Source organism: Pedobacter sp. MC2016-14, from assembly GCF_020991475.1.
Lineage (GTDB): Bacteria > Bacteroidota > Bacteroidia > Sphingobacteriales > Sphingobacteriaceae > Pedobacter.
Window position 1 is genome coordinate 2,836,022 of record NZ_JAJMPA010000001.1, and the last position, 12,637, is coordinate 2,848,658.

Sequence of the window (12,637 nt, forward strand, 5' to 3'; positions counted from 1 at the left end):
GTATATGAATGGAGACAATTGATGCCAATAAAATCTTTCCTGCTGCACTTTTAAACGATGCTTACAATTGTCGTACGTATGATTTAAAGCAAAGCATCAGCCTTTCTTTAAAAGCACTTAGGATTAGTACCCTCCTTGATGATAAATTGATGATGGGCCGAAGCAACAATCATCTTTCCCTTTTTTATATGATCAGGGGCGATTATAAGCGGTCTATCAAACTGGCAAAAACAGCCATATCCTATTTCGAAGAACTAAATGATGAAAAGGGAATTGCGGATGCCAACTTTAACATTGCGAGTGTATATTATAAAACAGATCATTTTCACCTTGGCCTGGTCAATTTAAGTGCGTCACTGTCCACTTATCGCAAGCTTAACGATTACCATAACCAGGCAAGGGTCTACAAATCGCTAGGCACCATTTACGAATATTTCGGCGATCAAAAAAACGCTTTGTCTTCGTATGAAAATGCAATATTTGCAGCCAGAAGGATCAATGACCTTAACCTCATCTCAAATGCTTACAATCCTTTGTCGGGTATTTACCTTAAGAATAATAAGGTAGCCAAGGCATTTGCGCTCATAGAGAAATCAATCGCGATTAAAAATAAGACTGGTGATGTTCGCGGGCTGGCTTTTGCTATTTATGGCAGGGCTAAGGTGTACATTCATAAAGGGCTGTATGAATTGGCAGAACTGGATTTTAAAAGAGCTATTGAAATACATCTGGATGCAGGGGAAAAACTTGGTTTGGGAATGGCTTACCAGAAGCTGGGTTATTTGTACATGCAAATGGGCAAACTGGACTTGGCTAAGCAAGTATTGGAACAGGCACTGGAGGTCAGTAATCAATATAATATCGCCTTTGTGAAATTTAGAAGCAATTATTTATTGTATCAAATTGCCAAACAGCAGCAAGATACAGTAAAGTCTTTGGCCTATCTTGAATTGTACCTCCATCAAAAAGAGGCTGTCATTAATATGCAAACCCTGCAGGTTATTGAAAGTTACGAATGGATGAACAAAATGCAGGCTACCGAGCAGGATAACCGGCTGCAGAAGGAAAAAGCAGATATCACTGAGAAAAAAGACAGGGCGGAGCAGACGGCTCAAATGAAGCAGAATTTCCTTTCTACCATGAGTCATGAAATACGTACGCCATTGAATGCTGTAACAACAATTACCTCTCTTTTGATTGAAAAATATGAAGGAGAAGATAAGGTTTTGCTGGATTCTTTGAAGGCTGCCTCGGGTAACTTGTTACTCGTGATCAATGATATTTTGGATTTTACAAAACTGGACAATGGAAAGGTAGTATTGGAACCGAGGCCTTGTGAGTTGCGTGTACTTTTACAGCAGATCATCAAAACCTACGAGAACCTGGCGATTGAAAAAGGCTTGCAGCTTACCTTAGTCACCAATATAACGCATACAGAATGCTTTGAAATTGACGAAACCAAACTATCGCAGATTTTAGGTAACCTTGTTAGCAATGCCATAAAATATACAGAGGTAGGGAATGTGGTGCTTGAAGCGAATAAACTGGAGCAAGTTGAATCGGTTACGCATGATGTTGCCCAAATAAGGTTTAAGGTTACGGACACGGGACTAGGCATTCCAAAAGAATACTTTGCAGAGATGTTTGAGAGTTTTTCGCAGCCTAAATCTATCACCACACGTAAGCAGGGGGGTACTGGCCTGGGTTTGGCTATAGTTAAAAAGCTGGTGGAAATTTATGGCAGTCAAATTCATTTTGACAGTGCTATGGGCAGAGGTTCGGTTTTTTATTTTGATGTGAATTTAAAAAGCAGTAATTCAGTTGTAAAATTGCCGGTTAAGGCGCAGCATAAACTAAAAAATAAATCGGTATTACTGGCTGAGGACAATATGATTAATGCCATGGTGGCCAAAAAGCTTTTGGGCAACTGGGGAATAAGTACCGTTCATGCGGTAAATGGGCTGGATGTGATTGAAAAAGCTAAATCTATGGCTTTTGATTTTATACTCATGGACATTCATATGCCTGAAATGAACGGACTGGATGCCACGGCCTACTTACGCGCCAACAGGAACCTAAATCAACAAACCCCTATTTTTGCACTTACGGCAGATATTACCATAGAGGCCCTGGAAAATTACAGGAGCTTCTTTACCGGCTTCTTAAGGAAACCTATAGAAATTGATAAGCTCTACGAAGCTTTAAGTGAGGTGGATCACTAAGGCTATTTGAAATTATTTTTTGTTTGTTGCGAAATTGTTTGTTATTTGTTGGCTATGAAAACCAAATACTTAATTACCTGTATCGCTTTAATCCATTTATCTTGTTTAATGGCTTCTGCACAAAATTTGTATCCTTTATATAAAGGACCTGTTCCAAATTCTATTTCCGATACCACTAACGAAGTGCTTACTAACCGCGCCGGCAGCAACAACCAAACGCTGTCTAAAGTTACCGTGCCAAGAATTAAAGTCTACCTGCCAGAGAAAGCTAAAGCTACCGGAGCAGCAGTGGTGATTTGTCCGGGAGGCGGATACAGTGGGCTTGCCATTACCCATGAGGGGGACAGGCTGGCAGAAGAATTTCAGAAAATTGGTGTAGCAGCGATTATATTGTATTACCGTTTACCCTCAGATCTTTCTATGAAAGATAAAAGCATAGGACCATTGCAGGATGCTCAGCAAGCTATAAAAACAGTGAGGGAGCGTGCTGCCGAATGGAATGTTGATGTAAATAAAGTGGGGATTTTAGGCTTCTCTGCTGGTGGTCACCTGGCTTCTACAGCAGGAACCCATTTTAGCAAAGCACTGATTCCTAATGCCAACAATACCAGTGTACGTCCTGACTTTATGGTGCTGATTTACCCTGTAATCAGTTTTTCTGATGAACTTGCTCATTTGGGTTCCAGAACAAATCTGATCGGCAAAAATCCTTCTCCAGAGAAGATAAAAGAATACAGTAACGATTTGCAGGTAACCTCAGCAACGCCTGTTACATTTTTAGTACATGCAGGTGATGACCGCGGGGTTAAAGTAGAAAATAGCCTCAATTTTTACCAGGCTTTACATAAAAATGGGGTAGACGCCGCATTGATAGTTTATCCTAAAGGCGGACATGGTTTTGGGATGGTTAACGGAACGACTACAGACAAATGGTTTGACCATTTAAAAAATTGGATGAAGAGCCAGCAATTTATACCATAATATTTTGCAATAATCTGTTTAAATTGTATTTAAGTCCAATAAAAGATGTTTAAACTTTTTTTTATTCAAAAAGATAATTACATTTGAGCTTACCCTTTCGGGGGTATGTTTTTCATAGGTAGATGTAGGGTCGAATAGTAATATTCGGCCCTTTTTTGTATTGGGTTATGTATCTTTACATACTATGAAGAAAAAGAAAGTCATCGTTGCCATTACCGGTGCCAGTGGGTCTGTTTATGCAAAGCTTTTGTTGGATAATCTGCAGCAACTTAGCGAACAGGTTGAGCGGGTAGGGGTAGTAATGTCTGACAATGCAAAAGAGGTTTGGCGTTTTGAACTCGGGAATGAAGATTACAACAATTATCCGTTCGATTTTTATCCTAAAATGGACTTCAATGCCCCCTTTGCCTCGGGTTCTGCAAAGTTTGACACCATGATGATTATCCCATGTTCTATGGGGACTTTAGGCCGAATTGCACATGGGATATCCAATGATCTCATTTCACGCGCAGCGGATGTAGTGCTCAAAGAACGCAGAAAATTGATCGTAGTGGTTCGGGATACGCCATTTAGCTTAATTCATATCAACAATATGAAACTGGTTACCGAGGCTGGCGGTATCATTTGTCCCGCAAACCCTTCCTTTTACAGTCTTCCGAAAAGTATTGAAGAACTGGCACAAACGGTGGTGAGCCGTGTCATAGATCTTGCTGGCTTTGAGCAGGAGAGTTACCGCTGGAACGAAGATTAATTTTTTAGTATCTTTGCAGCATTAATGAAAAAAGTTGCATTTTATACCTTAGGTTGTAAGTTGAATTTTTCGGAAACTTCAACTATTGGCAGGTTATTTACCGATGCCGGATATGCTGTAGTGGAGTTTACCGATGCTGCAGATGTGTATGTGATCAATACATGTTCTGTTACAGAACATGCAGATAAGAAATGCAGAAAGGTAGTTAAAGAAGCACTTAAATATTCACCCGATGCCTACATTACCATTGTAGGTTGCTATGCACAGTTAAAACCTGCCGAAATTGCGGAAATTGAAGGCGTAGATATGGTGTTGGGCGCAGCAGAAAAGTTTCGCATTGTAGAGTACATTTCTGATTTAACCAAACAGCCCAAAGCCATTGTTCATCAACAAAATATTGAAAAGGTAAACCATAATTTTATTGCGGCCTATTCTATAGGTGACAGGACCCGTACCTTTTTGAAGGTTCAGGATGGTTGTGACTATCCTTGTACCTATTGTACCATTCCCCTGGCCAGAGGTGGCAGCAGGAGCGATACCATAGAAAATGTGGTCAACCGTGCGCGTCAGATTGCAGAAAGTGGTGTGAAAGAAATTGTCCTTACTGGTGTAAACCTTGGTGATTTTGGGATCAGGGATGGCAAAAGAGAAGACAAGTTTTTTGATCTGGTTAAAGCGCTTGATGAAGTAGAGGGCATTGAAAGGATTCGTATTTCTTCTATTGAACCTAATTTGTTAAGTAATGAGATCATCAGTTTTGTTGCGGCTTCGAAACGATTTGTACCCCACTTTCACATTCCGCTACAGTCCGGCTCAGACAAAATTCTGGGATTGATGAAGAGGCGTTACCGCAGGGATTTATATACGGAGCGTGTCGCTACCATTAAAGCATTGATTCCAAACTGCTGTATTGGGGTGGATGTTATTGTTGGTTTTCCTGGCGAAACCCATGAAGATTTTCTGGATACCTATCAGTTTTTAAATGAATTGGATATTTCCTATTTACATGTGTTTACCTATTCGGAGCGTGAGCAGACTGAAGCAGCGGTAATGAAAGGTGTGGTTACTGGCAGCGCAAGAGCTGACCGTAGTAAAATGCTTCACATCTTGTCGGATAAAAAAAGAAGGGCATTTTACCAGTCGCAGTTGGGTACAGTGGCTGAGGTTTTATTTGAAGACGATCAGAAGAATGGTTTCATGCATGGTTTTACAAAAAACTATGTTAAAGTTAAAGCCAAATATGATCCTGTGATGGTGAATGAAATCAAAATTGTGAACCTCGTAGAGCTGTCCGCAGATGGCGAAGTAGAAGTTACTGAATCGCAAGAAGTATTAGTGCATTAATCCTATATTCGCATAAAATTTTAATATGTTTCCTACTGTATCTCATTTTATCTCCTGGCTCTTTGGAATAAATATCCCTTTGCCATTTAATACATTTGGTGTTTTTGTAGCTTTAGCTTTTGTTGCCGGCTACTGGGCCTTTTCTAAAGAAATGCAGCGAAAAGAAGCATTAGGGATTCTTCATCCCATTAAAAAGACCATTACCATTGGTGTTCCAGCAAGTTCTTTAGAGCTGTTTTATAATGGTTTATTCGGTTTTTTAATTGGTTATAAACTGGTTTATGCCTTGTCAAATTATCAGCTTTTTGTAAGCGATGCGCAAACCGTACTTTTATCTTTGAAAGGTAGTGTGTTGGGTGGAATCGCTTTTGCTGCTTTATTTGCCTATTGGGATTACACGGAAAAGAACAAGCACAAATTAGCAAAACCTAAAACAGTAGAGGTAACAGAACATCCGTATCAATTGATGGGGAATTTGATTGTTTGGGCTGCGGTATGGGGTTTTCTGGGTGCCAAGATTTTTGATAACCTGGAACATTGGGATAGTTTTATCCAGGATCCGATTGGTGGGCTTTTGTCCTTTAGTGGTTTAACTTTTTATGGGGGATTGATTTGTGGGGGTGCCGCAGTGTTGTACATTGCCAATAAAAACGGCATTAAGCCTTTACATATGCTGGACATTGGTGGCCCTGGAATGATGCTGGCTTATAGCGTTGGCCGCATTGGCTGCCATATGTCGGGAGATGGCGACTGGGGAATTGCCAACCTGCATCCAAAACCCTTTAGCTGGTTTCCGGATTGGTTATGGGCCTATACTTATCCAAACAATGTGGCCATGGAAGGGCTGCCTATCCCGGGCTGTACAGGGAAGTTCTGTAACGAATTGCCCTTACCAGTATATCCTACTCCCATATACGAAGTCATTGTATGCTTTATTTTATTCCTGATCCTTTGGAGAATCCGTAAGCAAATTAAACTACCAGGTATGATGTTTGGTATATATTTAATGTTTAACGGTTTGGAACGCTTTTTTGTAGAGCTGATCAGGGTAAATACAAAATACCATGTGGCTGGAATTTCTTTTACACAGGCAGAATTGATTTCTTCCCTGCTCTTTATCTCCGGACTGCTGCTGGTGGTTTTCGCACTGAAAAATAAAGAGAAACACGCAAATTATTAAGACAAGTAATAAGACATAAAAAAACCGGCTATCTCTTAAAAAGATAGCCGGTTTTTTTATGCTTTAATGATTTTGAACCCTACAAAGCTTCAGAAACCACTTCTTTAACTTCTGGTACCATTCTCTGTAATAAGTTTTGGATCCCTGATTTTAAGGTGATGGTTGAAGATGGACAGCCACTGCATGAACCACGAAGCTCAACAGTTACTACGCCTTCATTCTGATCAAATGACCTATAGCTAATTGCGCCACCATCTTGCTCTACAGCAGGACGAACATAGTCATGCAGGATCTGCTGTATTTTAATTTCTATATCTGTACCCTCAAAAGATGGTGTTTCTGCACCTGTGTCTTCTTTGATCTTATATTCTGATTCAACAGCACCTTTAACAAATTCTTTCAGCAAAGGCTCTATGTCTGCCCAATCTGCGTCCTCAGTTTTTGTAATGGTTACAAAGTTACTGGCAAAAAATACACCGCTTACGAAGTTAAATTTGAATAATTCCTTAGCAAAAGGAGAATGCTCTGCACTTTCTTTTGTAGCGAAATCTTCACTGCCATTGATCAATAGTTTATTGACCATAAACTTCATCGTGGCAGGGTTCGGGGTTTGTTCTGTATAAACGTTGATAGTCATTATTCCTTTTTTTCTACAAAAATAAATAATAACTATCTCAATGTATTGTCCAGGTGTCTGTTTTAGGTCATTTGTTGCTAAAAGAACCCAACACAAGGATTTAAATACAGAAGCAAAGGTAAAAAAATAGCGTCCTGGCTTAAAAAACCCCTGTATAATTAAATGGTGTGATTTGCTTTAATTCTTCTTTGAGCTGATCGGTAACCTGAAGGCCATCTATAAATTGCGACATTGTTAAAGCCGTAATTTTTTGATTGGTTCTGGTCAGGTCTTTTAAAGCTTCGTAAGGATTTGGATAAGCTTCGCGTCTCAATACAGTTTGAATAGCCTCCGCAACGACTGCCCAGTTGTTTTCCAGGTCTGCAGCGATAGCTTCATTGTTCAGTATTATTTTGTTTAAACCTTTTAATGTAGAAGCAATGGCAATAGTGGTATGTGCCATGGGTACACCAACATTTCTCAGTACAGTAGAATCTGTAAGGTCTCTTTGCAAACGGGAGATGGGAAGTTTGGCAGCAAAGAACTCAAACAATGCATTTGCGATGCCGGCGTTACCTTCCGCATTTTCAAAGTCAATTGGATTAACTTTATGAGGCATAGCTGAAGATCCTACTTCTCCTTCTTTAATCTTTTGTTTAAAGTAGTTTTTAGAGATATAAGACCAGATGTCTCTATCCAGATCAATGATGATGTTATTGATCCGTTTTAAGGCATCACATTGTGCAGCAAACTGATCGTAATGCTCTATTTGTGTAGTATGTTGCGCACGGTGTAAGCCCAGTGTTTCATTTACAAAATTATTGGAGAATGCTACCCAGTCTATTTGTGGGTATGCAATATGGTGTGCGTTGAAATTTCCTGTCGCACCGCCAAATTTGGCGCTGTTAGGGATCAGCTGAAGTGCATTAAGCTGGATTTGCAGACGTTCTGCAAAAACAATAAATTCTTTTCCCAGTTTAGTAGGAGAGGCTGGCTGGCCATGAGTATGGGCCAAAAGCGGAACATCTTTCCATTCTATTGCCAGTGCGTTTAATTTAGCAATCAGTTCAGTTAAGGCCGGATAATAAACCTCCGTTAAGGCCAGTTTAAAAGTATAAGGTATGGCGGTATTGTTAATATCTTGTGAGGTTAAGCCGAAATGTATAAATTCCTTATAATCTGCCAGGCCAAGCTCATCAAATCTTTTTTTAACAAAATACTCAACAGCTTTGACATCATGATTGGTTACCTTTTCAGTGTCTTTGATTTCCTGTGCGGCGGTTTCATCAAAATTGATGTATATGGCACGTAATGCGGTGTATTTTGTTTGATCGAAATTTTCCAGTCCGCTCAGGCCCGTATCACAAAGGGAAATGAAATACTCCACTTCAACAAATACCCTGTATTTAATGAGGGCATATTCAGAAAAATAATTTGCTAGTTTTTGAGTGGTATTTCTATAACGCCCGTCAACAGGTGAAATGGCGGTGAGTGGAGATAAATTCATTCTATTAAACTGTTTTAAAATGCAAAGGTAACATTTATCATCAGTTTACGGAATGGAAATGTAAAGGCATAAAAAAGGGGCAAGGAAATAATCCTTTGCCCCTTTTTTATGCTTAGCTAAATACTAGTGTTTAACTTCAGTAGTAGTAGTTTCAACTTTAACAGCAGTATCTTTTACAGTTGAATCAGAAACTGTAGTATCAACAGCAGTAGTATCAGTAACGATAGCTGAAGAATCAGTTAAAGTTGTGTCAGCACCTGCTTCTTTTTTCTCAGAGTTACAAGCTGCTACTGATAAAGAGATTGCTAAAGCTAAAAAGCCAAATTTGAATAAGTTTTTCATGTTGAATTCTATTTTAAATAATTAATTAATTTTACATCTTAATGCCAGATCTTTTAAAAGGTAACCCATGAATTGTAAAAAAAATAAAATCTTTTTTTTCCGTTTCTTTGGGTCACCATTTGGCAATGGCGGTATCAATGTTTGAAGCGCACAAAAGTAAAATTATTATTTAAAAAAATGGGTTACCATTCACATAAAAAGGTATTAATTGGTGAGTAATAAGTTAAGCAGTTCAGTTCCAACAGATAGAGAGGTTGTTTTAGGGATACTTAACAACTCGGAAGAAGCGCTAAACAAACTGTACCTGGGTTATTACCCTATGGTGTTACAGTTTATTTTGAACAACAGTGGTGATGAAGATGATGCTAAAGACGTGTATCAGGAATCCATCATTGTATTGTACAACAAAATAAAGAGCGGAAATTTTGAGTTGAGCAGTAAACTTAAAACGTATATATATTCGGTTAGCAGGCGGATTTGGTTGAAAAAGCTTTCTCAAATGGGAAAGAAAACCGGTAACCTGGCAGACTTTGAAGATGTGGTAGCGGTAGAAGTGGATCTGGAAGTACATGAAGAAAAGGACAGGCAGTTTGAAAAAATGCAATCGGCCCTTGTTCATCTCGGTGAACCTTGCAAAACCATTATTCAGGATTTTTATATAAACAATTTATCCATGCAGGACATCTCTGAGAAATTTGGCTATACAAATACAGATAACGCCAAAACCCAGAAATACAAATGCCTGCAAAGGTTAAAGAAATTATTTTTTCAAGTATAATTGATATGAGGAACGAGATAGAATTGGATAGTATAATTGAAGATTACCTGAATGGTAAACTTTCTGCTGAAGAAGCGAAAGCTTTTGAACAGCTGCGTGCCAATGATCCTGTTGTTGATCATAAAGTAGTGTCGCATAAAGTCTTTTTGGATGCCATGAAAGATTATGCGGATGTACTGGCTTTAAAAGAGCGCATGGATCAGGCACATGAGGGTATTGATGTGGCTGCTTTAAGCAAGAAACTTGGCCCGCATCCTTCCTATATAGTAAACCTGTGGCGCAACAACAAGTCGGCCATTGCTGTAGCAGCATCTTTTATCCTTCTGACTATAGTTACACTTTTTTCTATTCAGCAAACCAGTCAGCAAACTGGAAGTTACGAGCAAATGAGCCAGGAATTTAGTCGGCTGAAACGTACTACAAGTACTTTAATCAGAGATGTAAAATCCAGTAAAGCTATTAAACCTGCAGATCGTAAACCCTCAAGACCAGGTAAATTTGGCGGAACGGGATTCGCGATTTCTACAAACGGGTATATCCTTACCAGTTTCCATGTAATTGAAAGGTCTGATAGCATTTATGTGCAGTCTGCCAATGGCGATTCTTATAAGGTGAACGTAACTTATAAAGATCCTGTAAATGATATCGCCATCTTAAAGATTATTGATAAGAGTTTTGTATTGGGATCGCTTCCGTATACCTTAACCAGAAATCAGCTTGGCCTGGGCGAATCTGTTTATACTTTAGGCTTTCCAAAAGACGACATCGTTTTTGGAAAAGGTTATTTAAGTTCTCAAAGTGGTTTTAATGGTGATAGCCTTGCTTATCAGGTTGCCATTGATGTTAACCCTGGAAACAGTGGAGGCCCTTTATTAGACAATAGTGGAAATATTGTGGGGATCATCAATGCGAAAGAAAGCAATACCGATGGGGCTACTTTTGCTGTAAAGGCCAAGTATCTTCGTGAGGCTTTGAGCACTATTCCCCAGGATTCAATTGTTGGAAAAATATCTTCTTCTAAAAAGAGCTCCATTCGTAAGATGGAGGCATCCAAACAAGTGTCTAAAATTCAAAACTATGTTTTTATGGTAAAAGGCCTGTAATTCATATTTTAAATATAAATTGAAGCCCCGAAACTTTTCACGAGTTTCGGGGTTTTTTACAGCTATAATACTTCAACCGGGTTAATTAACGTTTACAAGAGAAATCCAGCGATTAAAGATCCTAATACAGATATTGCACCACCTCGAATTATAAGTGCAGTTAAATCTGGTAATTCAGTGTTGTTAACTTATGATAGACCAATAATACAGTCTCAATTTAGTAATGCAGATGGAGATGCTTATTCAGTTGAGGGTAATGTACTGTAGTTAGTGTTACAGGTAGTCGTATCAATTGGGTAATAACCTGTACTGACATTATTACAACTGGTGGTAAATTTACTTACAGGATGCAAAGGGGTAACGCTGCTGTTGTAGATGGATTGAAGGTTTGCAGCTATTACGGTTACCCTATAACCTAATTGACATTTATAATAAGTAATTCTTATTACTGGTAGATTTGGATTATGAAAAATATAAAGGTTGAGAAGATTATAGAAGCGGACATTGTTAAAATCATTCGTTTCTTCAAAAATGTGAGGTAAAGAAAAAGGGGGAAATAATCCCCCCTAATCAACCACATTGTGATTATTTAACGCTCTCATAACAAATATATACTATTTTTAGGTGTACACCTAATTTGTTTGCCGTTTCTTTACAGTCTTGTATAATATTAATTGAACTTCTGTATATATTTTTCAAATTTTCTTAAATTTTCATTAGTATTTGGTAAACTAAAGTTTTCTAATTCTGGAATATCATTTGCTAGAATCTTTAACAGAATTTGTCTAACTATTTCATCAATGGCTTTACATAAATCTATTTGTTCATTAGGTTTTTTTTTGTTTATGTTACCATGAATGTAATTGCTTCTGATTTTGTAAGCTTCTTTAATATTCTCTATGTTTTTAAATATCGTAGAGTTACTACCTCCTATAAACTTAGAGGCTCTATTAGATACCGTTTCCCTTATTCTAGCATTGTCAAAAGTGAAAAGTGACTCTAATAAGGCCATATAATAAGTTAATTTTGAAATTATATAACCATCCTTTCTAAGAATTTTAAGAAATAATAATGCCCTCTCCATTCTATTAAATGTTTCATCTACCATGTTTAGGCTTTCGGGAATAGTAACACCAGCTTTAAAAGAGATAGAATCATCAACGTTAACAGATATTTGATAAACATTTAAAATATTCTTAAAAATTTCTTTTAGTCTGTCACATTCTGAAGCATTTAAAAGCACTGGTGAAAATATACCACTGCTATTGGAGAGAATAGTGTCCCTACTATTTTGAAATACATTTTTATTATCAAAACCTATTGAATAATTCTTGTTTTCTAAATTTTCTACATAACAAGTATTGGTGTGCGCTCCACCATCCTTAATGAACCAAACTGTGCTTATGAAGTTGTCAAAAAAACCGCATAATATTCTACTCATTTGATATTCATTCTTTAGTCCTTCCAAAAATGGTATTTCGGAAGATTCACCTTCAAAATAAAAAATGTGATTCATTTTTATTGTATCAGAAGATATTTTTCCTATTTCACTTATAAAACTTTGGTCTGAGTACAGTGAATTTTTGATAACTGGGTTATTAGTAATTCTTATTGAATCAATAAAGAATTCAAAATTTTCTGCTAATTGGAAGTGTCTTATTGGGGCTACTATTCTAATTTTCATTGAGTTAATTTATTCCCTAAGATCTATTTCTATACCATCTACTGGTGGCGCTGCATTCGGTGGTCAAGTCAGAATCACGTATAAAAATGTGACAGCTACAGGTTCAGATTTGTATTTTCCAGATTCAAA

Annotated in this window: 11 protein-coding genes; 7 read left to right on the forward strand and 4 right to left on the reverse strand. The window is 37.9% G+C overall.

Translation table 11 applies throughout. The features are described 5' to 3' along the window. The first annotated feature begins 8 nt into the window (after positions 1-8). The 5 genes from LPB86_RS11730 to LPB86_RS11750 all read left to right on the forward strand — a co-directional run bounded on the left by LPB86_RS11730 (position 9) and on the right by LPB86_RS11750 (position 6,478). Positions 9-2,222, forward strand: coding sequence for an ATP-binding protein (locus LPB86_RS11730; protein ID WP_230643990.1), 2,214 nt, complete (start codon positions 9-11; stop codon positions 2,220-2,222). Positions 2,223-2,276: 54 nt separating this feature from the next. Then, positions 2,277-3,203 (forward strand): alpha/beta hydrolase, encoded by a 927-nt coding sequence (locus LPB86_RS11735; protein WP_230643992.1) that lies wholly within the window; start codon positions 2,277-2,279, stop codon positions 3,201-3,203. 184 nt (positions 3,204-3,387) lie between these two features. Then, positions 3,388-3,954 carry a UbiX family flavin prenyltransferase gene (locus LPB86_RS11740; protein WP_230643994.1) on the forward strand — a complete coding sequence of 189 codons (567 nt, stop codon included), beginning with the start codon at positions 3,388-3,390 and terminating at the stop codon, positions 3,952-3,954. A 24-nt stretch (positions 3,955-3,978) separates the two neighbouring features. Further along, complete coding sequence (gene mtaB, locus LPB86_RS11745) at positions 3,979-5,298, forward strand: tRNA (N(6)-L-threonylcarbamoyladenosine(37)-C(2))-methylthiotransferase MtaB (RefSeq protein WP_230643996.1); 1,320 nt, start codon at positions 3,979-3,981, stop codon at positions 5,296-5,298. A gap of 25 nt (positions 5,299-5,323) precedes the next feature. Further along, positions 5,324-6,478 (forward strand): prolipoprotein diacylglyceryl transferase, encoded by a 1,155-nt coding sequence (locus LPB86_RS11750; protein WP_230643998.1) that lies wholly within the window; start codon positions 5,324-5,326, stop codon positions 6,476-6,478. A gap of 79 nt (positions 6,479-6,557) precedes the next feature. Here LPB86_RS11750 and LPB86_RS11755 read toward each other — a convergent pair whose 3' ends face one another. The 3 genes from LPB86_RS11755 to LPB86_RS11765 form a co-directional block, all read right to left on the reverse strand. Then, entirely contained in the window at positions 6,558-7,115 is a 558-nt protein-coding gene (locus tag LPB86_RS11755; protein WP_230644000.1) for a NifU family protein, read from the reverse strand. 139 nt (positions 7,116-7,254) lie between these two features. Next, positions 7,255-8,601 carry an adenylosuccinate lyase gene (gene purB / locus LPB86_RS11760; RefSeq protein ID WP_230644002.1) on the reverse strand — a complete coding sequence of 449 codons (1,347 nt, stop codon included), beginning with the start codon at positions 8,599-8,601 and terminating at the stop codon, positions 7,255-7,257. A 123-nt stretch (positions 8,602-8,724) separates the two neighbouring features. Then, a complete protein-coding gene (locus LPB86_RS11765) occupies positions 8,725-8,943 on the reverse strand; it encodes a hypothetical protein (protein ID WP_230644004.1) in 219 nt (72 codons plus the stop codon). 211 nt (positions 8,944-9,154) lie between these two features. Between LPB86_RS11765 and LPB86_RS11770 the strand changes: the two genes are divergently transcribed. Further along, complete coding sequence (locus LPB86_RS11770; protein ID WP_230644006.1) at positions 9,155-9,721, forward strand: sigma-70 family RNA polymerase sigma factor; 567 nt, start codon at positions 9,155-9,157, stop codon at positions 9,719-9,721. 5 nt (positions 9,722-9,726) lie between these two features. Further along, positions 9,727-10,824, forward strand: coding sequence for a S1C family serine protease (locus tag LPB86_RS11775; RefSeq protein WP_230644008.1), 1,098 nt, complete (start codon positions 9,727-9,729; stop codon positions 10,822-10,824). A gap of 670 nt (positions 10,825-11,494) precedes the next feature. On the opposite strand, the gene LPB86_RS11780 is transcribed toward LPB86_RS11775, so the two are convergent. Beyond that, positions 11,495-12,508 carry a HEPN domain-containing protein gene (locus LPB86_RS11780; RefSeq protein ID WP_230644010.1) on the reverse strand — a complete coding sequence of 338 codons (1,014 nt, stop codon included), beginning with the start codon at positions 12,506-12,508 and terminating at the stop codon, positions 11,495-11,497. Positions 12,509-12,637 lie beyond the last annotated feature (129 nt).